The organism is Georhizobium profundi, from assembly GCF_003952725.1.
In the GTDB taxonomy this organism is placed as follows: Bacteria; Pseudomonadota; Alphaproteobacteria; order Rhizobiales; family Rhizobiaceae; genus Georhizobium; species Georhizobium profundi.
In genome coordinates this window covers 212,475-239,262 of the sequence record NZ_CP032509.1, presented here as the reverse complement: position 1 = coordinate 239,262, position 26,788 = coordinate 212,475, and the positions used below count along the sequence as shown (strand labels likewise).

26 protein-coding genes are annotated in these 26,788 nt (G+C 64.4%); 6 read left to right on the top strand and 20 right to left on the bottom strand.

The window, feature by feature from the left end:
* Window positions 1–102: 102 nt before the first annotated feature.
* Window positions 103–1,005, top strand: coding sequence for a LysR family transcriptional regulator (locus D5400_RS01165; RefSeq protein WP_126006856.1), 903 nt, complete (start codon window positions 103–105; stop codon window positions 1,003–1,005).
* Window positions 1,006–1,024: 19 nt separating this feature from the next.
* Here D5400_RS01165 and D5400_RS01160 read toward each other — a convergent pair whose 3' ends face one another.
* Window positions 1,025–1,330, bottom strand: a complete 306-nt coding sequence (locus tag D5400_RS01160; RefSeq protein ID WP_126006854.1) for a hypothetical protein — start codon at window positions 1,328–1,330, stop codon at window positions 1,025–1,027.
* Window positions 1,331–1,672: 342 nt separating this feature from the next.
* Between D5400_RS01160 and D5400_RS01150 the strand changes: the two genes are divergently transcribed.
* On the top strand, window positions 1,673–2,962 hold the full coding sequence (locus D5400_RS01150; RefSeq protein ID WP_126006852.1) for an integrase arm-type DNA-binding domain-containing protein: 1,290 nt from the start codon (window positions 1,673–1,675) through the stop codon (window positions 2,960–2,962).
* 215 nt (window positions 2,963–3,177) lie between these two features.
* On the opposite strand, the gene D5400_RS01145 is transcribed toward D5400_RS01150, so the two are convergent.
* From D5400_RS01145 to D5400_RS01125, 5 genes are all read right to left on the bottom strand, one after another.
* Window positions 3,178–3,630, bottom strand: coding sequence for a hypothetical protein (locus D5400_RS01145; RefSeq protein WP_126006850.1), 453 nt, complete (start codon window positions 3,628–3,630; stop codon window positions 3,178–3,180).
* Window positions 3,631–3,659: 29 nt separating this feature from the next.
* The gene (locus D5400_RS01140; protein WP_205665503.1) at window positions 3,660–4,505 is read right to left on the bottom strand and encodes an AbiJ-NTD4 domain-containing protein; all 846 of its coding nucleotides are present in this window, start codon (window positions 4,503–4,505) and stop codon (window positions 3,660–3,662) included.
* Between the two features lie 41 nt (window positions 4,506–4,546).
* Complete coding sequence (locus D5400_RS01135; RefSeq protein ID WP_126006848.1) at window positions 4,547–7,090, bottom strand: S8 family peptidase; 2,544 nt, start codon at window positions 7,088–7,090, stop codon at window positions 4,547–4,549.
* Between the two features lie 52 nt (window positions 7,091–7,142).
* Complete coding sequence (locus D5400_RS01130) at window positions 7,143–8,153, bottom strand: AAA family ATPase (protein WP_126006846.1); 1,011 nt, start codon at window positions 8,151–8,153, stop codon at window positions 7,143–7,145.
* Between the two features lie 220 nt (window positions 8,154–8,373).
* A complete protein-coding gene (locus tag D5400_RS01125; RefSeq protein ID WP_126006844.1) occupies window positions 8,374–8,619 on the bottom strand; it encodes a type II toxin-antitoxin system Phd/YefM family antitoxin in 246 nt (81 codons plus the stop codon).
* Between the two features lie 319 nt (window positions 8,620–8,938).
* Between D5400_RS01125 and D5400_RS01120 the strand changes: the two genes are divergently transcribed.
* The gene (locus D5400_RS01120) at window positions 8,939–10,087 is read left to right on the top strand and encodes an AlbA family DNA-binding domain-containing protein (protein ID WP_126006842.1); all 1,149 of its coding nucleotides are present in this window, start codon (window positions 8,939–8,941) and stop codon (window positions 10,085–10,087) included.
* A 46-nt stretch (window positions 10,088–10,133) separates the two neighbouring features.
* Here the strand turns inward: D5400_RS01120 and D5400_RS01115 are convergent, their stop codons facing one another.
* The 12 genes from D5400_RS01115 to D5400_RS01060 form a co-directional block, all read right to left on the bottom strand.
* Window positions 10,134–10,373 (bottom strand): DUF2274 domain-containing protein, encoded by a 240-nt coding sequence (locus D5400_RS01115; RefSeq protein ID WP_126006840.1) that lies wholly within the window; start codon window positions 10,371–10,373, stop codon window positions 10,134–10,136.
* Window positions 10,370–11,593, bottom strand: coding sequence for a TraB/TrbI/VirB10 family type IV secretion system protein (locus tag D5400_RS01110; RefSeq protein WP_126006838.1), 1,224 nt, complete (start codon window positions 11,591–11,593; stop codon window positions 10,370–10,372). The genes D5400_RS01115 and D5400_RS01110 overlap by 4 nt, the downstream gene beginning before the upstream one ends.
* Window positions 11,590–12,630 carry a P-type conjugative transfer protein TrbG gene (gene trbG, locus D5400_RS01105; protein ID WP_126006836.1) on the bottom strand — a complete coding sequence of 347 codons (1,041 nt, stop codon included), beginning with the start codon at window positions 12,628–12,630 and terminating at the stop codon, window positions 11,590–11,592. Before trbG ends, D5400_RS01110 begins: the two co-directional genes overlap by 4 nt.
* A complete protein-coding gene (gene trbF, locus D5400_RS01100; protein ID WP_126006834.1) occupies window positions 12,627–13,316 on the bottom strand; it encodes a conjugal transfer protein TrbF in 690 nt (229 codons plus the stop codon). Before trbF ends, trbG begins: the two co-directional genes overlap by 4 nt.
* Window positions 13,313–14,683, bottom strand: a complete 1,371-nt coding sequence (gene trbL, locus D5400_RS01095; RefSeq protein WP_126006832.1) for a P-type conjugative transfer protein TrbL — start codon at window positions 14,681–14,683, stop codon at window positions 13,313–13,315. Before trbL ends, trbF begins: the two co-directional genes overlap by 4 nt.
* Window positions 14,680–14,949: a putative entry exclusion protein TrbK-alt gene (gene trbK-alt / locus D5400_RS01090; protein WP_126006830.1), complete on the bottom strand. Its 270-nt coding sequence runs from the start codon at window positions 14,947–14,949 to the stop codon at window positions 14,680–14,682. Before trbK-alt ends, trbL begins: the two co-directional genes overlap by 4 nt.
* Before the next feature lie 13 nt (window positions 14,950–14,962).
* Window positions 14,963–15,739 carry a P-type conjugative transfer protein TrbJ gene (trbJ, locus tag D5400_RS01085; RefSeq protein WP_126006828.1) on the bottom strand — a complete coding sequence of 259 codons (777 nt, stop codon included), beginning with the start codon at window positions 15,737–15,739 and terminating at the stop codon, window positions 14,963–14,965.
* A gap of 2 nt (window positions 15,740–15,741) precedes the next feature.
* On the bottom strand, window positions 15,742–18,270 hold the full coding sequence (trbE, locus tag D5400_RS01080) for a conjugal transfer protein TrbE (protein WP_126006826.1): 2,529 nt from the start codon (window positions 18,268–18,270) through the stop codon (window positions 15,742–15,744).
* A 7-nt stretch (window positions 18,271–18,277) separates the two neighbouring features.
* A complete protein-coding gene (locus tag D5400_RS01075; protein WP_126006824.1) occupies window positions 18,278–18,541 on the bottom strand; it encodes a VirB3 family type IV secretion system protein in 264 nt (87 codons plus the stop codon).
* Window positions 18,542–18,555: 14 nt separating this feature from the next.
* The gene (locus tag D5400_RS01070; protein WP_126006822.1) at window positions 18,556–18,921 is read right to left on the bottom strand and encodes a TrbC/VirB2 family type IV secretion system protein; all 366 of its coding nucleotides are present in this window, start codon (window positions 18,919–18,921) and stop codon (window positions 18,556–18,558) included.
* A complete protein-coding gene (gene trbB / locus D5400_RS01065) occupies window positions 18,918–19,928 on the bottom strand; it encodes a P-type conjugative transfer ATPase TrbB (RefSeq protein ID WP_126006820.1) in 1,011 nt (336 codons plus the stop codon). Before trbB ends, D5400_RS01070 begins: the two co-directional genes overlap by 4 nt.
* A gap of 196 nt (window positions 19,929–20,124) precedes the next feature.
* Window positions 20,125–21,006, bottom strand: coding sequence for a LysR family transcriptional regulator (locus D5400_RS01060; protein ID WP_126006818.1), 882 nt, complete (start codon window positions 21,004–21,006; stop codon window positions 20,125–20,127).
* Window positions 21,007–21,184: 178 nt separating this feature from the next.
* Here D5400_RS01060 and D5400_RS21765 point away from each other — a divergent pair, with 178 nt between their 5' ends.
* From D5400_RS21765 to tlpA, 3 genes are all read left to right on the top strand, one after another.
* Window positions 21,185–21,457, top strand: a complete 273-nt coding sequence (locus tag D5400_RS21765) for a cupredoxin domain-containing protein (RefSeq protein ID WP_308206221.1) — start codon at window positions 21,185–21,187, stop codon at window positions 21,455–21,457.
* 6 nt (window positions 21,458–21,463) lie between these two features.
* Window positions 21,464–21,643: a plastocyanin/azurin family copper-binding protein gene (locus D5400_RS21760; RefSeq protein ID WP_308206225.1), complete on the top strand. Its 180-nt coding sequence runs from the start codon at window positions 21,464–21,466 to the stop codon at window positions 21,641–21,643.
* Between the two features lie 325 nt (window positions 21,644–21,968).
* On the top strand, window positions 21,969–22,634 hold the full coding sequence (tlpA, locus tag D5400_RS01050; RefSeq protein WP_126006816.1) for a thiol:disulfide interchange protein TlpA: 666 nt from the start codon (window positions 21,969–21,971) through the stop codon (window positions 22,632–22,634).
* Between the two features lie 71 nt (window positions 22,635–22,705).
* Here the strand turns inward: tlpA and D5400_RS01045 are convergent, their stop codons facing one another.
* Together D5400_RS01045 and D5400_RS01040 are read right to left on the bottom strand one after the other, a co-directional pair.
* On the bottom strand, window positions 22,706–24,697 hold the full coding sequence (locus tag D5400_RS01045) for a heme lyase CcmF/NrfE family subunit (RefSeq protein WP_235897759.1): 1,992 nt from the start codon (window positions 24,695–24,697) through the stop codon (window positions 22,706–22,708).
* Between the two features lie 252 nt (window positions 24,698–24,949).
* Window positions 24,950–26,278 carry an APC family permease gene (locus D5400_RS01040; protein WP_126006814.1) on the bottom strand — a complete coding sequence of 443 codons (1,329 nt, stop codon included), beginning with the start codon at window positions 26,276–26,278 and terminating at the stop codon, window positions 24,950–24,952.
* Window positions 26,279–26,788 lie beyond the last annotated feature (510 nt).

Sequence of the window (26,788 nt, the reverse complement as noted above, 5' to 3'; positions counted from 1 at the left end):
TGCGACCACCCCTTATCCTCCCGCAGCATTCGATCGATCCATCAAATAGTATTTGTATGTTCGATCGATTTTTCTTGTTATTGTGTTCTGGGGGAGAAGCACATGACACTCGAACAGCTGCGCATATTCCTGGCGGTGGCGACCCATCAGCACGTGACCCGTGCAGCCCAGACGCTTCACCTGACGCAATCTGCCGTCTCGGCGGCCATCTCCGCGCTCGAAACGCGCCACGATGTGCGGCTCTTCGATCGTGTCGGGCGCCGCATCGAGCTGACGGAAACGGGCCGCCTTCTGGTGCCGCAGGCCGAGGCGGTGCTGGCGGCGGCGGAGACTGCCGCGCTGATGCTGGCCGACGTCGCCGACACCACGACAGGCCGCGTTCGCATCCATTCCAGCCAGACGGTTGCGAGCTATTGGCTGCCGGAGCGGCTGGTGCGTTTTCACGAGCGGCACCCGGGCGTGGCGATCGAGCTGACTGTCGCCAACACGACGCAGGCAGCGCTCGCCGTGATGGAAGGCAAGGCGGACCTCGGCGTCGTCGAATCGTCCGTCGCGCGGCCGCATCTAACCACCAAAGTGGTTGCGACCGATCAGCTCGTCGTCGTCGTTGCGCCGGGTCATCCCTTTGCAACCGCGCAAAATCTGCCCCTGGCCCGGCTGAAGGAGAGCGACTGGATCCTTCGCGAACAAGGTTCGGGAACGCGCGCCGAATTCGAGGACTGGCTCGACGACAAGGGTGGTGCGCTCGACGATCTCACCGTGACGTTGGATCTGCCATCCAACGAAGCGGTCCTGGCGGCGATCATGGCGGGGCGCAGCGCCACTGTCTTGTCGAAGCGTGCAGCCATGGCCGCATCCGCCGCGGGCCTCGTGGCGATGCTGCCGCTCGAAGGCGCCGAACGCCAGTTCTTCGTCATCCGCCACAGCGACCGCCACCGCACCCGCGCGACGCTGGAATTGGAAAGACTGCTGATGGAAGAGGCGGACCCTCGGCCAGGTCACTGACCGGAAGGCCGAAATCGAATCACAGCAGCGTCGTGACGACGAGCCAGAGCGCGGCGCTCGCTCGATAGAACATCTGGCCTGCTGCACCGGCCTGCGCAGCGCCTCGCCAAACGGCGATCGTGATGAAGATGTTGTAGGGCATGGTCATGAAGTAGATCACGAGCACCAGCGCAGTCGGAAAATCCTGCGCCAGCAAAAGCATGGCCGCGACGAATGTCGCCAGCGTCAAGCTCGTGCCCGTCAGCATCATGTCGCGCCAGAACACGGTCTCGATGCGCGCGGTTCCCGCAAGCCGACTGTGCACGAAAGCCGTCAGGGGTGGCATGCATCAGCCCTTGAGTGTCCGGATGCTGGGAAGGCGGTATCGCCGATGGATGCCGGTGAGCGCCCTCCGGCATAAGACACCGGACTACATGCGTAGCAATCGAAGAATTTCAAAATGGCGCGCCCGAAAGGATTCGAACCTCTGACCCCCAGATTCGTAGTATGTAATCAGCCATATTGGAATGCCCGAGCGCCTACGTCACCATACTTTTCGTCTTGACACAAGATACTGATTTTGCTACTATTTTTAGTAGATGGTCGTGCTTTAGCGTAGTTTGACCGCGATGACTCTCGCCGGACACTTCCCCAGACTAAACCCAGACTAAAAATTGGGATGCCCGAAATGGCCGATAACCGGCAGCTTCTCACCGACAAGGCGATCGCGCGCCTGCCCTATGCTACCGACAAGCAATACAAGGTCCGCGACACCGAGCTTCCCGGCTTCTTCGTGCTCGTCGGAAAGAAGAAGAAGACCTTTATGGCGCAGGGGGAGTTCTGGCGCGATGGCGTCCGGGAGTTCGCCGCGCAGGTGAAGCTCGGCGAGTGCGGGGACGTGACGACGCGCGAGGCTCGCAGCAAAGCGAAGGTCGAGATCGGCTCCATCGCGCGGGGCGAGCGGCCAGGTGAAGAGCAGAAGATCAAGCCCGGCGCCGTCACGCTGCGCAAGGCGTGGGAGCGGTATCGGGACGGCCACATGGTCCGCAAGGGACGGGATGCGCGCACGATCGAGAACTATCGCGACCACATGGAGCGGCTGTTCGAGGATTGGCTGGACAAGCCGCTCGCTAAGCTCGGCCGGCAGCCGAAGCTGGTTGCCGAGCGGCACGACAAGATCAGCGAGGAGAACGGTCCCTACATCGCCAATGGCGCGATGCGAAGCCTACGGGCGGTCTACAACCACGCACGGAAGACCAATCCCGACCTGCCGCCGGTCAATCCGGTGACGGCGATCGACTGGAATACCGAGCAGCGGCGCGACACCGGCATGGGCACCGGCGACATGGCGTCCTGGTTCGCGGAGCTGACGGCGCTGACGAATCCGATCCGCCGCGAGTTCCACCTGATGACGCTTCTGACCGGCTCGCGGCCGACTGCGCTGAAGAACGTGCGGATCGAGCACATCGACTTCCGCAGCCGGCTGCTGCACATCCCGAAGCCGAAGGGCGGGGTGAAGAAGGCGTTCGACATTCCGCTATCGCGGCCGATGATCCGCTGCATCCTGCGGGCGATGCGCACCGGCCGCATCCTTTATCCCGACCAGGCCGAGTTCTGGCTGTTCCCGGCCGACAGCGACAGCGGGCATTTGATTGAGCACAAGGAAGAGCGGGACGTGCTGTCGAAGTGGGGCAACGACCTTCGCCAGAGCTACCGCACGCTGGCGCAGGCGGCCGGGGTGTCGGAACTGGACATCCATCTTCTGATGAACCATTCGCTGCCCGGTGTGAACGCGGGTTACATCACGCGCGACAGCCTGCTGCGCGACCATCTGCGCAAGCAGCAGGAGCGGATCTCGAAGGTAATCATCGACAGCGCGAAGGGTAAGGACGAGGGACCGGACCTGGGCTGGCTCCACCAAGCGAAGGTAGCCACCTTGCCGGTCTTGCCGGACGAGGAGTTGAAGGCGGCTGCCTGAGAGCCACCGACCGGGGAGCAGAGTGGCGCGTTGCGCCACTGTCCTCCACCACCGCGATCCGCGATGAAACTTAGCGTTCAAGATCGGCCATTTCTCACGCAATTCGCAAAATAAACTCGAACGATCAACGCATTGCTGCGGGTGCGGATCGGCCAAAAAGTGAAACCTGAAGGGGATAGCGACAGTCGATCACGCCGGGCAAGCGCCCCGAGCATTCAGTTGTCGTAAGCCTGTCGAACGTCTGGCGATGCCCCTAGACAGGCACGAAGAATGACGAGGGAATGTTTCAAGAGTGCCTCGCTGCGTTCAGGCGCGAACCAGTGGCCGTTGAACTTCCCCCCATGAAAGAGGTTGTTCCTGACGCGCCGCACATAGATCAGAATGCGGTCAGACTGGAGGTCCGTTTGAGGAACTCCATCTGCCCAGTCAAGAACACCTCCCGAGATGACTTGCTTTTTCGGTGGGTGCTGGAGGATGTAGCTGACGGCCTCGTTCAGCGTCGCTTCGCTGATGTTGTCAAACAGATCGGGGATGGACTCCGCGAACGAACGCCAGTTCGGCTCTGCCGCTCCCTCGCCCCTATGAAAGCCTGCGGCTTTAAGTGCGTATTCGAAGCGGGCGAAGGTGCGGAAGAGTTCAGAGGCGAGTTCGTTGAGTTTCGCGTGCATGTTGCTCTCCGACTCTCGGCCTGATGTTGTCATTTCCTATGGATAAGGAAGATCGACACCGCGCAGGCGACGCTGACGACCAGTTCCGCCTCATCGTCCCCGAGCTGCTGTCCCTCCTGGATATGCCTGGCCCTTTCTGAGGCGAAGCCCCAAAGCTTTTCGACGGCCTCGTCGAGCGGTCGAGGAAGGCCGAGGCGCGGTAGAAGTCGTCCAAGGGTCAGTCCGGGTTGCTTCGCAACGTCGCGTGCAACGCATTCCAGTGCTGCGATGGAATGCTGGATAGCGCCGGTTCTGTCCGGCGTCGGCCGCCGGGAAATATCCCGCAATGCCTCACGAATTTCGGAGGCCGCACTCAGGCGTCCGGTTGCCGTTAGGGCCTCAACCGCGTCGGCGGTTGCGGCCGCAAATGGAGCACTCCCACGATAGACGATGCCTTCGTGATCTTTCAGTTCCCAGCCGATGCCCTTCTCGCGGAAAAGCCCGTTCAGCTCGTCGCGAAACTGGTCGGCCTGCTGGTAGTGGAGGGTGCGGTGCAGCCGCTCGGCGATGTCATAGACCTTGAACCATTCGCAGTCCTCAAGTTGCCATCGAACCTCATCCCAGATGTTCGGGTATTCGGACCAGTTGTTGCGGTCAGGGGCGACAAAGAGGACGCTGCAAACTACATCCCTGATCTGACTCGGTGCCAAGCCTGCGTTGAAGGCGATCTGCGCGACGGCATATCGCAGGTCATCCGGCGCGTCTTCCCGGATGGTGATGTCGGGTTCGGATGGCTTGTAGCCGTAGCGGTCTGAAAAACTCTGTGACATGACTGAGGTTATATGATCGGGGCAAAGCTGAAAGTGTCCCGGCACCGGAACCTGACTCTTGTCCACGTAGCTGAAAATTCGGTCGCCGTCTCGATACTATTTGAGGCTCAGCCAATGGAGATTTCGATTTCCTTCACCTCCACGAGAGCCGCAATCTCCGAATAGAGGTCGACGGCCTGCCCCGCGGCAGAGATCGAGATGACCAGCGAATAGCGCGCCTTGTCCGTTATCCGCTTCTGGCCTGTGTGCGACTTCCACCAGCCGCCGACCGGATAGACCGCGATGGCGTCATGGCCGGCAAGCTCGATCGCACGGCCGCGCCAGAGATCGCAATGGAGCGAGCCGGCCTGGATGGCCTTGGGTCCGAGCAGCCAGTAGCTCGCTTCTGCTTCAGTTTCCGAGCCATCCTTTTCCTGGCTGGCGGAGATGCGGCTTCTGAAGCGGGCATTCGTCTCGGTGCGCTTTTTCATGTCGAAGCGGAGCCCGAACGATCGGTAGGTGTCCGGCCGCGTCGCGGCCTTGCCGGTGATGTTGGGCTCGATGAAGTAGGAGAGCGTCACCTTCATGACGACGATCTCGTTCTCGATCTTCTCCAGGGCCGCTTTCGGCCAGGGTAGATCGTAGAAGTGCATTTCATTGAAGACGCCGCTGCGGCCATCGGTGCCGATCGCAAAAGGCTGGATTTCTGCTTCAGCGACGAGGGTAACGTCATTGCGTGCGGAGAGGATCGCACGCCCGAGGTCGGGAACGCCGTAGCCGAACTCGCGCAAGAGCTGCTGCTTCTCGGCCTTTGCCCCACTCTTCCAGTGCGCCCCGCGACCGATGAACCGCCTTCGGATCGGTTGCGGCCATTGCGCGGAGTCGACTGCCAGCGCGCGGTACGTTTCCGGCCAGTGGCCAGGCAGCGCCGCGTGCAGGCTACCCATGAAGTATCCGGCTACCCCCACCGCCGCGCTGGTCGCCCAGAACGGCACCAGCGGCTCCGCGGCTACGTCCGATCCGGGCGCAAGCAGCGAGACGGACGGTCCCCAGGCGCAGAAGCCGGTGGCGTCGGAAAGCATGTTGCCGGCCTCGAACAGCACCTCCGGCTTGATCGGCGTGAGGTCGTCGGGAAGCGACTGCGAGCCGCGGCTGAAGGGGCTGCGATGGTTGGCCGGAACGACGGGATCAAGGACCGGCGGCGGCGCGGGAGCCTGCTCCTTGCGCGTGAAGCCGCCAATCGTCAGGGCATTCCAGCTTTGCGCTGGATCTTCGAGCGGCAGGGAGGGCACGACGTTGACCATCATTCCTCCCGACACATTGCCGGTTGCTGCAAGGACAAGACGCTTCGGGCGCTCCGATGCCGGCACGTCGTCGGCAGCATCACCAGGCATTGATCCGGCGGCGACCTGATCGAGCGCGCCGCTCCATGTGGAGGGGCGGCCCGGCGGAAAATCGGTTGCGGTGGCGGCGAGGCAAAAGCTGCGGGGAATGCCGGGGCGCTCGATCTCGACAAGCGCGACGGCGCCTTGCGTCACGACACCGTAGCTCGGCGGTTTCGTAGGCGGAAAACCGTGCGGAGGGAGCAGCTTCATCGACTCCGCGGCATGGGTGAGCGTGACCGGCTGGCTGCCGTTCATGAGCGGCTCCAGATCGCCATAGAGGACGAGACCAGCGAGCGGCGTGCCGTGCCCGCCGTCAGGATGATGGTCGTCCGTTCCCCAGGCCACGTCGTAGGCCCATGCGCCGGCCAGTCCGGGCTCGATCAGCGGATGGGCGGCGCTAACGCCGGTATCGAGCGCGCATACGGCCGGTGCGTCGCCTGCGGGCGGGATCACGCGATCGGCAAGCTCGGCCACCCAGTCGTGCTGGCCCATTCCGTTATCGCCGCGATCAAGGAACGGCTCGATCGAACCTGTCGCCTTCCTGATTTCGGTGAGCGCGCCCGGCACCTTCGCTGCGAAGGCAGACAGCGCGCCGGCTGCTGCATGGACGAACAGGACCGTCGTATCGGGGAAGATGAGCCGGTCGGAATGGACATCGAAATTCGCGCCGCGCGCCAGTTCGGCGAGGCGATCGGAGATCGCCGCAGGCTGGCGAACCCAAAGCTCCCACCATACGATGTCGGGCGCAGCAAGATCGACGTCGCCGGTGAAGAGTGAAAGGCTCTCGGTGGCGCGCACGGTTTCGACGGACTCGAATTTCTCCAGGTCCGGGCGCCGCTGGTTGCCGGGATCACGCCCATAGTCTTCGATCCTCCCGCGCAGAAAGGCGCGCGTATCGTCGGGCACGAAGAGCAGCGCGCTTTCTGTGCGATCGTCGTTTCGCTCCGAGCGGAGCACGACGACATCCTGAGTCGGGAACTCCAGCGTCGCCGGCACTTTGACCGCCTTGACGCGCGAACCTTCGGCCGGCGGAAGGGTCGTCACTTCGACGATCGTGCCTGGCTTCAGACCCTGGACGGGCAGCCGCGCATCGGCATCGGTTACCGGCAGCTCACCCAAGGCTGCGTCGAGTTGATCGAGCAACGCTGCTGCATGGGCTGCATAGTTGGCCCGGAGCGGCTTCCGCTCCTGCTTGCGGGACGGGTAGGTGTAAGCCGCCGTTTCCGCGAAAGCATTGATCGAAATGTGCGGGCGATTCCGCCCCCCATAGTCTTCAGACTCCACCATAAGACCCTACCATAAATGAGTCGTTCCATTTCGTCCGGTCCGAAGAGATTCACTAAAGGCGGGACTGTCGACGGAACTTCTCCTTGAGGGTCTGACGGTTTTGCAGGGCGTCGCGCAAAGCCTCGACCGACACCTTTGCAGCGTCTTCGAGAATGGCGTCCTTGACCACGGCGTCGGCGGCGCGCACCAACTCGCCTTGGCTCAGCCCGTCGAGCGCGGGCGCAAGCTCGGACCAGGACTTGGCTGCAATCTTGAACTTGCCGAGCCGACGTTCGATGATTGCCCGCGCGGCGGCAGCATCGGGCCGCGCATATTCGATCACTTCGTCGAAGCGACGTGCCAGCGCTTCGTCGAGGATTTCAACATGGTTGGTCGCGGCTAGGACGAGACTGTCTGTCGAGTTGGGTTCCTCCATGAAGGCGAGCACTGAGTTAAGCACGCGCCGGATTTCTCCAACGTCGTTCGGTTCGCCGCGACGGGCACCGATGGCGTCGAACTCGTCGAGGAGATAGACACCGCGCGTCTGCGCGATCTGGTCGAACAGCAGCCGCAGCTTGCCGGCAGTCTCGCCGAAATAGCGGCTGAACAGGGATTCCAGCCTCACCGTGAACAGGGGAAGTCGCAGTTCCCCGGCAAGTGCCGAAGCCGTCATGGTCTTTCCCGTTCCTGGCGGCCCCACAAGCAGCATATGCGTCGTCGGCGTTTGCCCATGCTCGCGAAGCGTTGCCCGCTCCTGCTGCTGGCGAACGACCCGCATCAGGCGCGCACGAACATCGTCAGCCAGCACCATGCTCGCCAGCGTGATCTTGGGATAGCTGCTCTCGACGAGGCCCTGAAGTTCGCCGCGCGGCCGGGCCAGCGGGATTGGCGTTTGTCCGCCGGCCGGCGTTCCATTCCGTTGCCGGTCCCGCGCCTTCTGAACGAGGCGCTTCAGCTTATCGGCCTGTTCCGTGTGCCCCTGCCGGGCCTCCTGGGCTGCAACCTGAAGCGCGATCGAGAGAAATTGTTCCTCGTCCCCTTCGATATGGGAGTTCAGGAGCGCGAGAAGGTGCTTGGTCGACATACTCGCCTCCTTTCTTCGATTGGGCTGGACTCAGAATGACTACCGCCGCCTAAGATGGGGTAAAGGCGAACAAAACACTAACGGAACAGGGCGGGAAACGCCAGAGTCACCGGGATAGAAGGCTGGGGGATTCGGCTATTACGGGCGGGAAACCGCCGGCGCCGTTGCGGTGTTCATATCCGGCTGATCTGCCCTCCGCGCCGACGGCAGGAACTCCAGTCTATAGGTCATCGAGGTTGACCGGCACGCCCGTCTCGCCGGCCCGCGCCTTCGCGATCTCGATAAGCGCCTGGTCGTCGAGCGCATCCATCATCGCCTCATAGGTGCCGGCTGGCACCATATACGCCATGACGCGGTTGCGATTGAAGATCGCGACCGCGCTGCCGCGCGCACCATCGACAATGGCACTCGGATTCTTCTTAAGGTCGGAGACACTCACGGCGATCTCGGCTTCGATACGCTGCATGGCCAGGCCCTCGAATGACTGCACTGAAATCAGTTCAGATTTCAGTGCGGAATTTCGATCTATAGAGCGCATCGCCGCTCTCCATGCCAGAGGGTCGGAAGGCAGGGACGGCGTTTTCCTGCCGCAGGCCGGAATTATTGTGGAGGCGCTCCCGATAGAGCCCTAAGCAGCCACCGAACTTTCTACGCTCCTTTTGCTCGTGCTAACAACCTGACTTGGGCGAGACGTTCTTCAAGCTCGCAAGGCAGAACTGGAACGACGCCGGCGACAACGCACCTGACGCTGACGGGTAGCACTTGGGAACTAGGGGACACGACAGATGCTCACCGACGTGTTGCTTGAGGAATTGCGCTACAAGGGCGAAGGTTCCGATCTGGACTACAAGGCCGAGCGTTATCCGTTCGCCAAGGCCACCGATGACGAAAAGTCGGAGCTTCTGAAGGACATCCTCGCGCTGGCCAATGCGCATCGGATCGGAACCGCCTACATCCTGATGGGGTTCAAGGAGAAGCCACCGCATCCCGCGGAAGTGGTCGGACTGGCTCCAGAGGGCGCGATTGATGATGCCCGTCTCCAAGAGTTCGTGAACGGGAAGCTGGAGACCAAGCTCGACTTCCGTTACGAGGAACGGTTGTTCGATGGCAAGCATATCGCCGTGATTTCTATTCCGAGACAGCAACGGCCTTTCTACCTCAAGAAGAACTACGGCAAGTTGTCCAAGGAGGAGGTCTATGTGCGCCGGGGGAGCGCTACTGCGATCGCTGCACCCCGAGAGATCGCGATGATGGGAGCAGCCAATACGGCGAGGGCTGAAGCCCAGATTTTGCTGTCGTTTCAGACTCCGGAGAACCAGCCGCTGCCGGATGCCTTTGAGAGAGAGTTCCTGATTTTCCCAAAGGATTTGCCTGATCTCGAACCAGATCGAAGCAGCATGTTTCGCGTTCCTGGCCTGAGCGTCAATGAAAACTACTGGCGAGACGGAGCATACTACCATTCGAGCTGGAGAAGAGTAATACAAGCTCGATTATCGTTGGAAAATCAGTCTGAATACTCGCTCGGAGACACGCACCTGGAAGTGACATGCCGTTGCCCGGAGGGTGAATCCGTGTCGCTGCTTCGCGCCGACCACATGCCCGACGAGCCAGACTCCTCCTATTTGGCCCACATCACCTCCAACTTTGAGCATGCCAATCAGCGGGTGAGCATTGACGAGCGAGGCAGCGAGCCGGTGGCACACGTCGCATTGGGAACGATACGGCCGGGCCAGACGATTCGCGCTGAGGAGGATCTGGCGTTGTTGCCATCAGGTCCGGGCAGTTATCTTGTTCAGGTTCGTGTCATGGCCAATGAAATACCGACCCCGCGACTGATCGAACACCCGTTTGAGGTTGCCGGCCCGGTGACGGAGGTTAGCCTGTCGGACTTCGTTGCGTTGATGCAACCTTCCTCGGACGCGAACGAGGACTGAGCGCTCCATGATGACGACTGATGGCGTATCGTCCGAAGCCAGACCACTAGGCGGAACGCTGCGACAGATCGGTGCGCTTCGCCTTGCTGAATCCTTTGTCGGTGGCCATGAAGCGCTGGAGCATCGGCGCCACCAGCTTCGCCGGATCGAGCGCGGCAGTCTCGCCGGCGGTGCGGGCGAGGATCTCCGCATAGGCGACGAGATCGCGGTGGACGGCGGCCGGCAGCTCGACGGTGATCTTGACCGGCCGGTCGTCGGGGATGGCGGAGAGCTTGAGCTTGGTCATGACGGCTCCCTCGCCGCGCCGTAGGGCTGCATCACAAGATCGCGCTGGACGATCACACGGACCGGGAAGCCGGGCCTCACGGTGAGCGTCGGCTGGATGTTGAGCTGGCGGCGGACGATCTGCTGGCCGATGTCGGAAGCGGTGTCCTGCGCGCTCTCGCGGATGGCGCGGGCGATCTCGCTCTCGTCGCCGATGGCGAGCTGCGTGCCGACGCCGAGCAGCGTCGAGAGCGCGGCCGCGCGGAAGAGCTGGCCCCAATGATAGTCGACCTGATCCTCAAGGCCGGAGAAGCCCTGCGGGTCCGTGCCTTGCAGCCGCTCCAGCACGATCGAGGTTCCGTCCGGCATGACGATGCGGTTCCAGACCAGCAGGACACGGCGCTGGCCGAAGGCGACCTGGCTGTCGTATTGGCCGATCAGCCGCGCACCCTGCGGGATCAGGAGGTACGATCCGGTCGGGCTGTCGTAGACATGCTCCGTCACCTGTGCCGTGACCTGGCCCGGCAGATCGGAGCGGATGCCGGTGATGAGAGCGGCGGGAATGACGGCGCCGGCCTGAACGACCCAGGGCGACGCCTTGTCCTGCACGCGGTCGGTGCTGACGGTGCGGCGGTCCGTCTCCGCGTTCACGAAGGCGAGCTTGCGGTCCTGCATGTTCTGCGCGGAGCCGGGATCGAGCGAAGGCGGCTCGGCCGGAAGGGTCAGGCCGGTCATCGGATCGACGGCGGGCCTCGTGCCGAGGGACAGGCCGTCCGTCACGCGCTCGCCGCGGCTGTCGGTGAACAGCCTCGCGGTGCGGGCGGCCTCGATCTCGGCGAGGCGGCGCTGCTCCTCCGGATCGGCCTGCGGGGTCTGGATCGCCGGCGGCGCGACCGGCCTTCCTTGCTCCTGCGCGCGGCGGATCGGTCGGCCGAGATCGCCAGGCAGCGCCGGCCCTAGCTCCGGCACGTCAGGACGCGGCAGGCCGGTGTAGTCGCGGGGAAGGCTCTGCAAGCCGTCCGCCGTCGAGCGGTTCTCGGTGCTGTAAAGCTCGGAAGGCTGCTGTCCGCCGCGCCGGCTCGTGTCGAGCGCCCAGACCAGCGCGCCGAGGACCGCGACGGAAGCGACGCCGCCGAGGCCGATCAGCACCTTGCGCGAAAGCCGGGTGACGCGCGGCGGCTCGGGCCGCAGGCGCAGCTCGGCGCGGATGTCGCCGCCGGGAGAGGTATGGGCGTCGGTCATCGCCCTTCTCCCCTGGCGAAGATCGCCGGACGGCGCGCCGCCGGCCTGCCGTCCGTGCGGACGATGCGGACACGGCGCTGCGCTTCCTTGTCGCCCATGCGCAGCTCGGCCGCCGCGAACAGCCGGTCGACGACGTAGTAGTTCTGGTTGGCTCGGTAGTTGACCAGCTCGGAGTTGCCGGACGGGCCGATGACGAAGAGCGGCGGCATCTCGCCCTGAGCGATGCCGGACGGGAACTCGATATAGACCTTGGAGCCGTCGTCGAAGGCGCGAAGCGGCTTCCACGGGGCGCTGTCGCCCTCGATCGCATAGCGGAAGTTGAGCCTGGAGATGTCGACGCCGCTCGCGACGGGCTGGACCTGGGCGGCCCTCGCGTTCTGGCGGCGCAGCGCGATGAGCTGGTCCTGCGGATATTGCCATGACACCGACGCCATATAGGTTGAGGGTGTCGAGCGCAGCTCAAGGTGATAGGTGCGGCGATCGGTGTTGATGACGAGGTTGGTCTGAAGATCGGGCCGCGTCGGCTTGACGAGGATATGGACTTGGCGGCGATCGCCGCTGCCGCTCTCGGTGTCGCCGATGATCCAGCGCACCGTATCGCCTGCGGCGACGGGGCCGGAGCCGACGAGCTGCTCGCCGTGCTGGAGCGCGATGTCCGTGACCTGGCCGGGCGCGGCATAGACCTGATAGAGCGCCCCGGCCGAATACGGATAGACCTGCACGGCATTGATGAAGCCGTCCCGGACGGGCTGCATGCGTGCGGCTTCGTTGGCCTGGGTGATACGCTGGCGCGGATCGGCCGGCTCGGGCTTCGCCGCGGCTCCGTCGACCGGCTTCAACTGGCCGGGAAGCGGAAGCGGCTTAGGCGTCTCGACGATGCGGACCGGACCGGGCGGATCGGCCGTGAGCACGGCCGGCGCGGCATCGTCGTAGTCGATCTCCGGCGGAATATACTTCCTGGCGCAGCCGGCGAGCGCCGTCGCCGTCACCAGCACGACCAGCGGCAGCGAAGTCCTTCTCCTCAAGGCCCCCATCATGATCCCATCTCCCTCGACCAATTGATTGCGTTGACATAGACGCCGAGCGGATTGGCCCGCAGGCGTTCGGCGGTGCGCGGCGGCTGGATCACCACGGTCAGGATCGCGGTCCAGCGCTCGGTGGCGGCGAGCTGGCCGTTCTCGTATCGGCGCTCCGTCCAGGCGATGCGGAAGGAATCCGGCGAGGCGCGGATGACGGACGAAATCTCGACCGCAACCTGCTGCCGGCCGACGCGCGCGAACGGATCGTTGGACCTGGCATAGTCGTTGAGCGCGATTGCGCCGCGATCGGTGGTGTATTCATAGGCGCGCAGCCAGTTCTGCCGCACGATGATCGGATCGACCGGAATCGCGCGGACCTGCTCGATGAAGCGGCCGAGATGCCATGCGATCTGCGGATCGGTCGGCCGATAGTCGGCCACGGCCGAGGCGACCGCCTGGGCCTCGCCGAAGCGGTCGATCTGCACCACCCAGGGCACGACGGTCCCGCGCGTCGACTGCCAGACGAGCGCTGCGGCAAAGCCCCCGGCGAGCAGCAGCGATCCGAAGGCCATGAGCCGCCAGTTTCGGGCCTGCGCGCGGGCCGAGCCGATGCGCTCGTCCCAGACCTGAGCGGCTCGTCTGTATGGGGTTTCGGGTTCGGGCGTGCGCGCATAGCGCACGGTTGGTCGTTTGAAGAGGTTCATCCGCGGTCGTCCTGATTGAGAGAGACGTTCATGGAACCGCCGCCGGAATCGCCGGAGCGGACCGCATGGGCGGCCGCGGTGGTTCCGTGGCTGATGGTCTGGCCGCGCTTCATGCGCGCGGCCCATGCAGGCTGTCCGGAAGGCGCGGCGGCTTCGGCGGCGCTGCCTGCGCCCGACGCCATGCCGGCGACTTGTGACTGGCCGCCGGTGGCGGTCCATGCGCCGGCTTGCCCGGAGCGGAAGCTGGACCGCATGGCATCGGCCGCGCGCGACATGGCCTGACGGGCGGGTTGAGCAGCGGCGGACGCGCCGGCCTTGGCGACACCCCCGATACCGGCGGCGACGGCGCCCATGCCGGACTGGCCGGAGGTGGAGGCGGCCAGCCCGTAGGCGGCCGACGTGCTGCCGGCGAGATGCGCGCCGCCGCGTGCGGCAGCGGCCGACATGCGCCCACCAGCCCCGATCGCCGCAGCACCACCGCCGGCCGCCGCACGCGCGCCCATATAGCCCGCCGCCCCCATACCGGCCACCGCCAGGCCGGTGCCGACGGCCGCGCCTGCGCCGAGCTGCGGCGCACCGGAGACGAGGCCGGTCGCGATGCCGGGACCGAAGATCGACAGGCCCATCAGGGCGAGAGCGCCGAGCGCCAGCGACATGGCGTCGGTGATGGTCGGCTCGGGCGGGAAACCGGAGGTAAACTCGCCGAACAGGCCGGAGCCTATGCCGACGATCACGGCGAGCACGAGGATTTTCACGCCGGAGGCGACGATGTTGCCCAGCACCTTTTCCGCGAGGAAGGCGGTCTTGCCGAACAACGCGAAGGGAAGCAGGACGAACCCCGCCAAGGTGGTGAGCTTGAACTCGATCAAGGTCACGAAGATCTGGATCGCCAGCACGAAGAAGGCGATCAGCACGATCGCCCAGGCTGTCATCAGCACGACGATCTGGACGAGGTTCTCGAAGAAGGACAGGTAGCCCATGAGATCGCCGGCGGCCTCGAGTATCGGATTGCCGGCGTCGATGCCGACCTGTGCCACGCGGCCGGGCTGGAGAAGCTCGGCGCCGGAGAGCGAGCCGCCGCCGGCCTGAAGGCCGAGACCGGAGAAGCTCTCGAAGACGATGTTGGCGAGCCAGTTGAAGTTGCCAATGATGAAGGCGAAGAAGCCGATATAGAGGGTCTTCTTCACGAGGCGCTGAAGCACGTCCTCGTCGGCGCCCCAGGCCCAGAACAGGCCGGCAAGGGTGATGTCGATGACGATCAGCGTGGTGGTCAGGAACGCCACCTCGCCGCCGAGCAGGCCAAATCCGGAGTCGATGTAGCTGGTGAAGACGCTGAGGAAGCGGTCGATGACGCCGACATCGTTCATGGCCGGACGCGCTCCCCGGACGATTCCAGAAAGCGGCGGCGGCTCTCGACCCATGCTCTTTTGCAGGCGGCATCGTCGGCGGCCGCCATGCCGAGGTCGCGGCAGCGGACCAGCTCGGCATTGGCGGGCTCGCCGCCCGGATCACGGAGGCGGGTGGCGGGGGCGTCATCCTCCGAGCCTGCCTCGCGCAGCGCAGCGACGGCAGCAATCATGGCTGCGCCGATGGCGAGGACGGCGATCATCCGGGCGGCGATCTTCAGGTCCATCGTGTGCGTGTCCTCAGTCGTTGAACATGCGCACGCTGGACGGGCTGTAGTCGCGGCCGGACATGAAGCGGCCGAACTGCTCGCGGGCCTGCTCCTGCGCAGCCGCGCGGCGGGACTGCTCCAGCGCCTCGGCGCGACCCTGCGCGGCCAGCATGGCGGTCAGGTCGGCGATCTGACTCGCCTGCACGGCGAGCAGCTCGTTGCCTGCCTGGGTCGCCTGAAGGATGCCGACCGCCGACTGGCTGGCGCCGACCAGCGATCGGGTCTGCGCCTGCGTGCCGTCGATATTGCCCACGGCGGTCGCGCCGGCCTTCAGCGAATGCTCGTAGGCCGAAAGCGACTGCTGCCAGCGCTCGCGGGCGGCGGCGACAAGCTGCTCGCCGGTCTTGTCGCCGGCGAAGTCGCGATAGGTCGAGGAGAACTGGCTCTCGATGTCCTGCACGCTGTAGGCCAGCCGCTCCGCCTCGCCGAGCAGGCTCTTCATCTCCGAGAAATTGCCTTCGATCTCGGAGATCATGGAGGTGGGCAGGCTGGTGAGATTCCTCGCCTGGTAGAGCAACATCTGCGCCTCGTTGGCGAGGGACGTCACCTGATTGTTGATCTGCTCCAGCGCGCGGGCGGCCGAGAGAAGATTCTGGCTGTAGTTGGTCGGGTCGTAGACGATGCGGCCGCCGAAGAACTGCGCGTGCGCGGGCACGGTGACGGCGACGATGGCGGGCGCGGCGAGCGACAGCGCCATCGCGCCGGCGAGCGCGCGGCGAAGGTGGGCGTGTCGAGTGGTGTGTGGCATGGTCAAACCTCCTGTTCGGGTGACGGGTGGACGGGATCGGTCTCGCCGGCCGTGCCGGTATCATGCGAGGCGATCGGCGCGTCGGTGACTGCGGATCGGTCGATGACGTTGGAAAGCTCGGGCACGAGTTCGGCCGCCCAGGCGAGGCCGTTGGCGTGGAGCCAGGCTTCGAGGAAGTAAGGCCGCGAGCCGTCGCGCAGCAGCTCGTCGATCAGCGCGTGGGCGGCCTTATCGGAGGAGGCGCAGAGCGCCAGCGCGATGTGGCCCAGCCCAAGCTCGAACAGGCGGTTGCCGCGCCGGGACTGGCAGTAGTAGTCGCGCTTCGGCGTGGCGCGGGCGAGGATCTCGATCTGGCGGTCATTGAGGCCGAACTGGCGATAGACGGTCGCGATCTGCGGCTCGATGGCGCGCTCGTTGGCAAGGAAGATGCGGGTCGGGCAGCTTTCGACCAGCACCGGCGCGATCGGCGAGGCTTCGATGTCCGCGAGCGACTGCGAGGAGAAGACGACGCTGACATTCTTCTTGCGCAGCGTCTTCAGCCATTCCTTGATCTTGTCGGCAAAGCCGCCATCGTCGAGAGCGCGCCAGCCCTCGTCGATGATGAGCAGGCTCGGCCGTCCGTCGAAGCGGGCCTCGATCCGGTGGAACAGATAGGAGAGCACGGCGGGCGCAGCCCTGGTGCCGACCAGCCCCTCGGTCTCGAACGCCTGCACCTCTGCCGCGCCGAGATATTCGTGCTCGGCGTCGAGCAGCCGGCCATGCGCCCCGCCGATGCAGTATGGCCGCAACGCCTGCTTGAGTGCAGTGGATTGCAAGAGCACGGTCAGGCCGGTGATGGTGCGTTCCTCAAGCGGCGCGGAGGCGAGCGAGGTCAGCGCGGTCCAGATGTGCTCCTTCACCTCCGGCGTGATGGCGACGCCTTCGCGCGCGAGGATGTCGACCAGCCAGTCGGCGGCCCATGCCCGCTCCGGCGTATGCTGGATGTGGGCGAGCGGCTGGAGCGAGACCGAGGAGGACTCGGCGTCGTCGGAGAAAGAGCCGCCGAGATCCTGCCAGTCGCCGTCCATCGCCAGCGTTGCGGCGCGGATAGAGCCGCCGAAGTCGAACACGAAGACCTGGCTGCCGGGATAGCGACGGAACTGGAGCGCCATCAGTGCCAGCAGCACCGACTTGCCGGCGCCGGTCGGCCCGACCAGCATCAGGTGGCCGACGTCACCGACATGGAGCGCGAAGCGGAACGGCGTCGCGCCTTCGGTCTTCGCATAGAACAGCGGCGACGCGTCGAGATGCTCGTCCTTCGCCGGTCCTGCCCACACCGCCGACAGCGGGATCATGTGGGCAAGGTTCAGCGTCGAGATCGGCGGCTGGCGGACATTGGCATAGACCTGTCCGGGGATGGAGCCGAGCCATGCTTCGATGGCGTTGACGCCCTCGACGATGCAGGTGAAGTCGCGCGACTGGATGACCTTCTCGATCAGGCGCAACTTCTCGTCGGCGATCGACGGGTCGGCATCCCACACCGTCACCGTGGCGGTGACGTAAGCCTCTCCGACCTGATCGGAACCCAGATCCTGAAGTGCGGCGTCCGCGTCGGCCGCCTTGTTGGCCGCGTCGGTGTCCATCAGCACCGACGCCTCGTTGGTCATCACCTCCTTGACGATGGCCGCGATCGACTTGCGCTTGGCGAACCATTGGCGACGGATGCGCGTGACCAGCCGGGTCGCGTCGGTCTTGTCGAGCATGATGGCGCGCGTCGACCAGCGATAGAGGAAGGCGAGCCTGTTAAGGTCGTCGAGGATTCCGGGGAATGTCGTCGTCGGGAAGCCGATCACGGTCAGCGTGCGCAGATGGAAGCCGCCCAGGCGCGGCTCCAGCCCGCCGGCGAGCGGCTGGTCGGCGAGCAGCGCGTCGAGGTGCATCGGCGTCTCGGGCACACGGACGCGATGGCGCTTCGTGGAAATGCAGGAATGCAGGTAGGTGAGCGTCTCGGCGTCATCGAGCCATTCGGCCTCGGGGACAAAGCCCTCGACCAGATTGAGCACGCGGTCGGTGCGGTCGACGAAGCCCTTGAGCAGTTCCCACGGATCGACACCGCTGCGCTCGCGGCCCTCGTAGAGCCAGGATTCCATGCGGGAGGCTTCCTCGGCCGGCGGCAGCCAGACGAAGGTGAGGAAATAGCTCGACTCGAACAGCACGCCGCTGTCCTCGAACTGCTCGCGGCGCTCGATGTCGACCAAGGCGGATGCGCTGTCGGGAAACCGGCTGTCGGGATAGTCGGTCGCCGGATTGCGCTGCGCCTCGACGAAGATCGCCCAGCCGGAGCCGAGCCGGCGCAGGGCGTTGTTCAAGCGCGCGGTCGTGCCGACCAGCTCGGCCGGCGTGGCGCTGTCGAGGTCGGGGCCGCGGAAGCGCGCGGTGCGTTGAAAGCTGCCGTCCTTGTTCAAGACGACGCCGGGCGCCACTAGGGCCGCCCAGGGCAGGAAGTCGGCGAGGCTGGCGGAACGCTTGCGGTATTCGGAGAGATTGAGCATGGCCGCCTCACACGCCGAGATGGGTCGGGTAGCGCAGGTGCCGGCGCACCACGTCGACGAACAGCGCATCGCGCTTCGCCGCCCAGACGGCTGCGAAGTGGCCGATCGCCCAGATGGCGAGGCCGGCGATCCAGAGCCGCAGGCCGAGACCGACCGCGCCGGCCAGCGTGCCGTTGAGAATTGCGACGGCGCGCGGCGCGCCGCCGAGCAATATCGGCTCGGTCAGCGCCCGGTGGACCGGCGCGAAGAAGCCGCGAACGTCCTCGTCCATCAGCGATCCCGGCATCACGCCAGCGCCCCGCCGCCGAAGGAGAAGAAGGACAGGAAGAAGGAGCTGGCCGCGAAGGCGATCGACAGGCCGAACACGATCTGGATCAGCTTGCGGAAGCCGCCGCCCGTATCGCCGAAGGCGAGCGTCAGGCCGGTGACGATGATGATGATGACGGCGACAATCTTGGCGACCGGCCCCTCGATGGATTCGAGGATCTGCTGAAGCGGCTCCTCCCACGGCATCGAGGAGCCGGCCGCCCAGGCGGGCGCGGTGTAGAGCAGCCCGGCGGCGGTGATGCCGGCCGTGCCGAGGCTGTCCAGGAACGTGCCGGAAAGCAGCCGGCTGCGCAGGCTGCGGATCGGATCGGGCTTCGTCGTCATGCGGAGTCTCCTTGTGTGGGGCTGGGGGTTTCGAGCGTTGCGTGGAGGGTGCGGTAGTCGCCGGTGGCGGGATCGAGCCCTTCGACAAGGGCGATCTCCGCGAGGCGGCGGGCCGAGCCGCGACCGGAGAGCACGGCGATCAGGTCGATCGTGTCGGCGATTAGCGCACGCGGGACCGTGACCACAGCCTCCTGTACGAGCTGCTCCAGTCGGCGCAGCGCCCCGATCGCGGTATTTGCGTGGATGGTGCCGATGCCGCCCGGATGGCCGGTGCCCCACGCTTTGAGCAGGTCGAGGGCCTCGCTGCCACGAACCTCTCCGATCGGGATGCGGTCTGGCCGCAGCCGCAGCGACGACTTCACGAGATCGGAGAGCGAGGCGATGCCTTCCCTGGTGCGCAGCGCCACGAGGTTGGGCGCGGCGCATTGCAGCTCGCGCGTGTCCTCGATCAGCACTACGCGGTCGTCGGTCTTGGCGACTTCGGCGAGCAGCGCGTTCGTGAGCGTGGTCTTCCCGGTCGAGGTGCCGCCGGCGACCAGCACGTTCTTGCGCCTCTCGACCGCGAGCCGCAGCACCTCGGCCTGGGTGGCGGTCATGATGCCGGCGGCCACGTAGTCAGAAAGGGTGAACACGGCGACGGCCGGCTTGCGGATGGCGAAGGCCGGCGCGGTGGCGACTGGAGGCAAAAGACCCTCAAAGCGCTCGCCGGTCTCGGGTAATTCGGCCGAGACGCGTGGGTTGCCGGGATGGACCTCGGCGCCGACATGGTGCGCGACCAGGCGCACGATCCGTTCGCCATCGGCCGGCAGCAGCATGTCGCCGGTGGCGACGAGGCCCTCGCGCAGCCGATCGACCCAGATGCGGCCGTCCGGGTTCAGCATCACCTCGACGATAGATGGGTCTTCGAGATAGCGGGCGATGGCCGGGCCGAGCGCGGTGCGCAGCATCCGCGCGCCTCGCGACAATCCCGCGCTCTGGCCTTCATTCTGATGACGATGCGCCGGCATTCCGCCCCCGTTTCCGGCCATCCGCACTCACGGTCGGATGGCGACGGGGACAATCAAGAAAGGCACAAACTATGGGTGGGCAACCAGATTATTTGCGATTTCGTAGCCGGTCGTAGGCGAGCGAAAAAATACTTGAAGCATGCGGCGGCCGATCTGGCGTCGATCACGTGGAAAAGCCCGCCCGGCCGAATCACGCTCAGGGCTTCAAGGCGTCGAGGAAGGTCTTCAGCACGGGATTGATGTTGTCCGGCTTCCAGCAGGCGATGTATCCGAGACGTGTTGCCCCGTTGCCGTCGTGCAGCGGGCGGAACACTACGCCGAGGCCCGAAAGCCCGACAGCGGATTCGCATTGCAGCGCGATGCCCTGGCCGTCCGCGACCTCGCTCAGCAGGCTTTCGCGGCTGAGGCGGCGAGTGATGATCTCGGGGTGGTCGGACGGTGCGGCGAGGTGGCGAAGCAGCACGGCACGGATGTCTGGGCCGGGATCGTGGTGGGTGATGATGAAGCGCTCGCGCTTCAGCTCCGGCCAATAGATGACCGGCTTCTCCGCGAGCGGATGGTTTTCCGGCAGGGCAACCACAAGTTGATCCGACCAGAGCGCCACAGTTTCCAGAGTGTCGCACTTGCCGGCATCGCCGAGGATGATCGCGGTATCGAGTGTGCCTGAAAGCACGCCGGCCGATAACTCGACAAACGGCGACTCGACCAACTCGACCTCGATCTTGGGATAACATCGGCGGAAGCCACGCAGAGCTGTACGGAAGCCTCCCGTAGAAAGGGACTTATAGAACCCGACGACGACTCGACCGAGCTTGCCAGCAGCACTCGCCCGCATATGTTCGCCCAGCCGCTCGGCTTCTTCAAGGATGCGTCGGGCCGCGACAACAAATTCCTCCCCTGTCGGCGTCAGTCGCGCCCCGGCTGTGGAACGGTCGAACAGCACGACGCCCAACTCGCTCTCCAGTTCCTTGATGCGCTTACTAACGATCGGCTGCTTGACGTTGAGCTCGTGCGCGGCGGCACTGAAGCTACCGTTGCGGGCGGTGGCGACAATATAGCGGAGGTGGCGCACTTCCACCGATTATCCTCCAACGTTTGATGCGCTGCGCTTTTCTTTCGAAAAGCGTGCTCAGGTCCGAAAGTCGATTTGCAGTGATAAAACCTCAAGCCCCTTGAGCATCAAGTTTCAAAGCTGTGTTGAACTAGAAAGAGCCCCGAGGAATTAGCCCCCTTAGACAGACGGGAAACGCAGGAGAATGCTCCCGGCATCACTCGGCAGTTCTGCGGCCCTGTTGACATCGCCTAACATCCTGTTCGGCGCGCGTCACAAGGGGATGAATGTCGTCTCCCGATACCTTGAAATGGTCGGTCTGGAGAGCTTCGAGAGACGCTATGAGCCCGACTTCGTCGCCGCCGCTCCCGGTGACACCGTCACCTTCGTTCCGACCGACAAATCCCACAATGCCGAGAGTATCGCGGGGATGTTGCCTGCCGACGCAAAGCCCTTCAAGAGCAAGCTCAACGAGTAGGTCACTATCAACCTCGAAGGGGAAGGCCTCTATGGGGTCAAATGTACGCCGCACTATGGCATGGGGATGGTGATGCTGATCTCAGTGGGCGCCCCAACCAACCTAGAGGAGGCCGGAGCGGTGAGGCATCCGCCCAGGGCCAAGCAACTTTTTGACGAGCTCCTAGCCGCCGTTCCGACCACCTAGCGCAGAAGAATATGTGGATGGGGCGAACCCCATTTGCGCTCGCCAACTAGGCGACTTCTGCTGCTCCTATAGAATACCCGATCTGTTGCGTTCGAATCTGGGAGGCCGACCGGGAGAATCAGGAGCACGAATCCGGCGGCCAGAGTGTGTGAAGGTGCTCCCAGAGTCCAGGTCTTGCGTACACTCAGATTTTCAGCGTCGGTTGACGCCGCCAGCCCCGTCCGACCCGCTTGCTGGCGGCAACAAGCGCATTGACATCCAGGTAGCCAGGATCGTTTACACTCATGATGGAGATGAGACCCGCTCTTTCTTATCGGATCGAGAGATGGCACAGGGAAAATTCCGCCTGCCGACCGGAGTGTTGATGGCATCTGCAATTCTTGCCGGGATGAGTGCCGGCGCAGTCGGCGTCTACGTGTTCGGTGGCCCTTTTGGTAGCGGGCGGCAATCAGCCACCGCCTCCGATCGGACCCAAAGCTGCCCTGCGCGTGACGACAAGATCGCGGCTGTCGACAAGGCTGCCCAAGGAGAGGTGGCGGCGATGCTTCCGGCCGATCCTCCGCTTTCGATGAGCAGCCTCGCGTTCAACGGGCCTGATGGCGCTGCCATGACTGTCGCGGAGCTGGCCGGCAAGACACTGCTCATCAATCTCTGGGCGACGTGGTGCGCGCCCTGCCGGGAAGAAATGCCCGCCTTAAACGAACTGCAGGCCACGATCGGCGGCCCGGACTTCGAAGTGGTGGCCGTCAACCTCGATACCGGCGGCGATGAGAGGCCGAAGGCCTTTCTGCAAGAGATCGGCATCGACGAGCTCACCTATTATCGAGACTCCACGCTCGCGCTCTTCAACAACTTGAAGCGCCGAGGGCTCGCCATCGGCCTGCCGGTTACGTTGTTGGTAGACGAGGAGGGATGCCTTCTCGCCCACATGAATGGCCCTGCCGAATGGGCCAGCGACGATGCCAAGCGGCTTATCGAAGCTGCGATGTGAACTGCTGTCAGGCTGTCCAACCTGGCCGGTTGCGCGAATATCGAGCTAGAGTTGCTGCGACACAGGCGCCGTCACTCCGCTGGGACATCCGATCGGGCGAGTGCGATCCGATTTCGACTCGGCGCGCCGACCCGAAACCGACGATCGAACAGCGATATCGCGCCACCAGCCATCATCGCCACGCCGCCGAGCCAGAGCAGCAGCACCAGCGGCTTCCACCATACGCGCACCACGACGCCGCCATCGGGGGTGGGGTCGCCGAGCGAGACGTAGAGCTGGCTGAATCCGCGGGTGGCGATGCCTGCTTCCGTGGTCGGCATCTGGCGCGCGGTGTAGAGACGCTTGGACGAGACTATCTCGCCGCGTTGCCGGCCATCGCTGTCGAGATAGACGAAGCGGCCCTGCTCCTCGGTGAAGTTCGGGCCGCGATGCGGCGCGATACCATCGAAACGCAACGTATATCCGGCGATCGGCATCGTGTCGCCGGGTTGCATCACGACGATTCGCTCAATCTCAAGCGAGGTGACGGCGGCGATGCCCAGCACCGTCACGCCCAACCCGAAATGTGCCGCAGCAGTGCCGTAAACCGAGCGCGGTAGGCCCTTGAATCGCTTCCACGCCACTGCCGCACCCACGCTGCCGATGCCTGCCTTCAGCGTCAGATCGGTCAGCGCGCCCAGCATCAGCCAGACGGCAAGGCCGACGCCGAATGCGGCGAGCGCCCCTTTGCCTTCCACGAAGAAGAAGACCACGAGCGCCGTCAGCAGCGCCGCGCCGAGGGCGAAGTAGAGGCGCTGGGCCACGGCGTAGAGGTCGCCGCGCTTCCAGGCCAGCAGCGGCCCGAACGGCACGGCCAGAAGCAGTGGGATCATGAGGGGGATGAAGGTGAGGTTGAAGAACGGCGCGCCGACCGAGATCTTGTCGCCGGTGACCGCCTCGATCAGTAGCGGATAGAGCGTGCCGATCAGCACCGTGGCCGCCGCCGTGGTCAGGAACAGGTTGTTGAGCACCAGTGCGCCCTCGCGCGAAACGGGGTGGAACAGCCCGCCCTGCGTCAGTGTCGAAGCGCGCGCGGCGAACAGCGCCAGCGAGCCGCCAATCAAGGCGATCAGGATCATCAGGATGAAGACGCCGCGCGCCGGATCTGTGGCGAAAGCATGGACGGAGGTCAGCACGCCGGAGCGCACGAGGAAGGTGCCGAGCAGAGACAGCGAGAAGGTGAGGATGGCGAGCAGCAGCGTCCAGATCTTCAGCGCCGAGCGCCGCTCCATCACGATCGCCGAGTGAAGAAGCGCAGTGCCGGACAGCCACGGCAGGAACGAGGCGTTTTCGACCGGGTCCCAGAACCACCAGCCGCCCCAGCCAAGCTCGTAGTAGGCCCAGTAGGAGCCCATCGCGATACCGCCCGTCAGGAACAACCAGGCCGCAAGGGTCCACGGCCGCACCCAGCGCGCCCAGGCGGCATCGATACGGCCCTCGATCAGCGCCGCGACCGCAAAGGAGAAGCAGACCGAGAAGCCGACATAGCCGAGATAGAGCAGTGGTGGATGGATCGCGAGCCCGATGTCCTGCAGGATCGGGTTGAGGTCGCGGCCCTCGATCGGTGCGGGGTTGATTCGAGCGAACGGGTTCGATGTGGCGAGAATGAACAGAAGGAAGGCGGCTCCGACCAGACCCTGCACAGCCAGTACATTCGTGCGCAGGCTGGCCGGTAGATTGTCGCTGAACCACGCCACAAGTGCGCCGAAGAATGCCAGGATCAGGACCCAGAGCAGCATCGAGCCCTCGTGGTTTCCCCAAACCCCGGTGACCTTGAAAAGCATCGGCTTCAGCGAATGCGAATTCTCCCAGACATTCTGAACGGAGAAGTCCGAGGTGACATAGGCTGCCGTGAGCGCGGCGAACGACAGCGCGACGAAACCGAAAACCGCAACCGAAGCCGGCCTGGCAACGGCCATGAGGCGATCGTCGCCCAGTTGCGTGCCGATCCACGGTATGAAGAATTGCACCGTGGCCAGAACACATGCCAGCACGAGCGCGAAATGTCCCAACTCAACAATCATGGCGATGTCCCGAGCAGCCTCCGAGGGGCAATACAGTTGGAGATCGCGCGCGCAAACCGTTTCGCCGCGACGGGGCGGTCCGTACGCATGAGCACCGGGTTCGCCAACGCCAACTCCCTTCTCCGATCAACAGCCAGGAATGGCGGAGCAAACCGATGTCGCCGACCCGACCAAGCCCTTTATGCAACCTCTAGCAGGATGAGGTGCAAGAGCCCGACCACGTCGCTGAGGTCCCGGCAACCGGCCTCGGCTCTAGGGTTCACCACCGCTCGCCCGCGTTGTCGCGCTTCCCCGCCGTCGGATAAACACGTACGGCACCGCGCCAAGTACGAACACGCCGGCGAACGTCAGATAGACGGCCCAATCATATTGAGTGGCCAGCAGGAGTGAGGTCACCACTCCCAGGACCGCCGTCGGCGGCACGTTCGCGATCGATGGCAGCCGGAAAGGCCGCTCGAGGTCGGGCTGTGTAAACCTCAGGACGATCACGGCCGTATTGATCGCGGCGAAGACAAGGGTCACTCCCAGCGAGGACAGGCTTGCGACAAACGCGATTTCCCCGACGGCTACGAAGGCGCATGCGATCACGAGATAGATCAGTGCGGCGATCCACGGGCTGCGACTGAAGCCCAGGGTTCTGGATAGGGGACTGGGAAGATCGCCGTCGCGGGCCATGCCGAAGAGGAGCCTGCTCCCCGACAGCGAGGAACTCACGACGGCGTTCGCGGTAGCGATGAGGGCGGCAGCGATGATGATCATGCCGAAAGAGCCGCCCAGTTGCGCGGCCGCATCGGCGAGCGGAGATTGGGAACCTGCAAGACTGTCGGCGCTCATCAGGCTCAGAACTCCGAAGATCACGGCCATGTAGACGACGGTGGTGATGCCCAGCGCGATCATGAAAGCGCGCCACAAATCGCGGTCGGGACGCTTGGCCTCTTCCGAGAGGGAAGCCATGTGCTCGTAGCCGGAGTAGATAAAGAACAGGATAGCCGCACCCTGAAGGATGCCGGCGGGATTGTCGGGCCAGACCGAGACGTCCTGCAAGCTCCTGCTGCCAGATGGTATGGCGAACAGTGCAAAGCCCACGAGACATGAAACCTGGAGAACGGTCAGGGCCGCGCTGACGAAAGCCGCCTTGCCGATCCCGGCAATATTGATCATCGTGGCGACGCCCATGAGCGCAATGGCAACGATGACGGGCGCAAACGGAAGGAGTGTCTGCGCGTAGTTGCCGAAGGTGAGCGCCACCGTTGCCAGGGTAGCCGCGCCATGAACGGCGATGAACAGCCCGATCATGAACGCCAGAGCCGGAAACGAAGGAAACGTCTTACGCAGGAAGTTATGTTCCGCACCAGCACCTGGAAGCGCCGAGGCGATTTCAGCATAGGACAGGCCGGAAAATGCCGATATCACGGCGGCAAGCACGAAGCTCAGCCAGATGGCATCGCCCGCTGCCCCGGCCGCCGGCGCGATGACGGAATAGATCCCGGCACCGATGATCGTGCCGACTCCATAGAGCGACAGCCGTACAACGCCGAGCGACTTGGCCAGCGCTGGATGCTCGTTTCCGCTGCTCGACATCTTTCCTCGCATCCTTGCCTCGATCGGATATCTCGAACGCCGTTCGTGCGCTTCCGACAAAACGGTCAGTGGATTTCTAGGACCTCGACCTGCTAGAGGTTCAACCGAAAACGACAACTGCCGAGGGATCGGGTCTCACCACGCGGCGAGAGACACGGCGTCAAGGCAAGATCTCTATGCTGGTTCCCGACCCTACCGGGCCCGAGTGCCCGATAGAACATTCCCCCTTGCTCCTCTAGCGACTAGAGCTGCTAGCCTTCTCGATATCGCAGCCGAGCCACAATGTCTGTACCCGGTAGTGTGCTGGTCACAGGTAGATCAACCAGAATGCCATCGCGATGGGGTTACCAGGCAGTCTCGGCAGTGCATTCATCGCGCAAGGGCTTCGGCGGTTTCAGTGAAGCTTTCGTCGCCTTGCCAAAAGGAGTCGAAAAATGGCGACCATCAACCTTTCGCAGTCCGACAAAAGCGGTAGCGGCTTCGGCTACAGGGAACTGCCTTTCCTCCTGC

Excerpts from the sequence above, each read along its gene's own strand:
- D5400_RS01110 (WP_126006838.1), bottom strand. The coding sequence starts at position 11,593 with ATGACCGACGCCCATACCTCTCCCGGCGGCGACATCCGCGCCGAGCTG.
- trbF (WP_126006834.1), bottom strand. The coding sequence starts at position 13,316 with ATGAACCTCTTCAAACGACCAACCGTGCGCTATGCGCGCACGCCCGAA.
- trbE (WP_126006826.1), bottom strand. The coding sequence starts at position 18,270 with ATGCTCAATCTCTCCGAATACCGCAAGCGTTCCGCCAGCCTCGCCGAC.
- tlpA (WP_126006816.1), top strand. The coding sequence starts at position 21,969 with ATGGCACAGGGAAAATTCCGCCTGCCGACCGGAGTGTTGATGGCATCT.
- trbB (WP_126006820.1), bottom strand. The coding sequence starts at position 19,928 with ATGCCGGCGCATCGTCATCAGAATGAAGGCCAGAGCGCGGGATTGTCG.
- D5400_RS01135 (WP_126006848.1), bottom strand. The coding sequence starts at position 7,090 with ATGGTGGAGTCTGAAGACTATGGGGGGCGGAATCGCCCGCACATTTCG.
- D5400_RS01145 (WP_126006850.1), bottom strand. The coding sequence starts at position 3,630 with ATGCACGCGAAACTCAACGAACTCGCCTCTGAACTCTTCCGCACCTTC.
- D5400_RS01070 (WP_126006822.1), bottom strand. The coding sequence starts at position 18,921 with ATGACGACGAAGCCCGATCCGATCCGCAGCCTGCGCAGCCGGCTGCTT.
- D5400_RS01165 (WP_126006856.1), top strand. The coding sequence starts at position 103 with ATGACACTCGAACAGCTGCGCATATTCCTGGCGGTGGCGACCCATCAG.
- D5400_RS01115 (WP_126006840.1), bottom strand. The coding sequence starts at position 10,373 with ATGACCAAGCTCAAGCTCTCCGCCATCCCCGACGACCGGCCGGTCAAG.
- D5400_RS01130 (WP_126006846.1), bottom strand. The coding sequence starts at position 8,153 with ATGTCGACCAAGCACCTTCTCGCGCTCCTGAACTCCCATATCGAAGGG.
- trbG (WP_126006836.1), bottom strand. The coding sequence starts at position 12,630 with ATGATGGGGGCCTTGAGGAGAAGGACTTCGCTGCCGCTGGTCGTGCTG.
- D5400_RS01125 (WP_126006844.1), bottom strand. The coding sequence starts at position 8,619 with ATGCAGCGTATCGAAGCCGAGATCGCCGTGAGTGTCTCCGACCTTAAG.
- D5400_RS01150 (WP_126006852.1), top strand. The coding sequence starts at position 1,673 with ATGGCCGATAACCGGCAGCTTCTCACCGACAAGGCGATCGCGCGCCTG.
- trbK-alt (WP_126006830.1), bottom strand. The coding sequence starts at position 14,949 with ATGGACCTGAAGATCGCCGCCCGGATGATCGCCGTCCTCGCCATCGGC.
- trbL (WP_126006832.1), bottom strand. The coding sequence starts at position 14,683 with ATGAACGATGTCGGCGTCATCGACCGCTTCCTCAGCGTCTTCACCAGC.
- D5400_RS01160 (WP_126006854.1), bottom strand. The coding sequence starts at position 1,330 with ATGCCACCCCTGACGGCTTTCGTGCACAGTCGGCTTGCGGGAACCGCG.
- D5400_RS01075 (WP_126006824.1), bottom strand. The coding sequence starts at position 18,541 with ATGGACGAGGACGTTCGCGGCTTCTTCGCGCCGGTCCACCGGGCGCTG.
- D5400_RS21765 (WP_308206221.1), top strand. The coding sequence starts at position 21,185 with ATGCTCCCGGCATCACTCGGCAGTTCTGCGGCCCTGTTGACATCGCCT.
- D5400_RS01045 (WP_235897759.1), bottom strand. The coding sequence starts at position 24,697 with ATGATTGTTGAGTTGGGACATTTCGCGCTCGTGCTGGCATGTGTTCTG.
- trbJ (WP_126006828.1), bottom strand. The coding sequence starts at position 15,739 with ATGCCACACACCACTCGACACGCCCACCTTCGCCGCGCGCTCGCCGGC.
- D5400_RS01120 (WP_126006842.1), top strand. The coding sequence starts at position 8,939 with ATGCTCACCGACGTGTTGCTTGAGGAATTGCGCTACAAGGGCGAAGGT.
- D5400_RS01040 (WP_126006814.1), bottom strand. The coding sequence starts at position 26,278 with ATGTCGAGCAGCGGAAACGAGCATCCAGCGCTGGCCAAGTCGCTCGGC.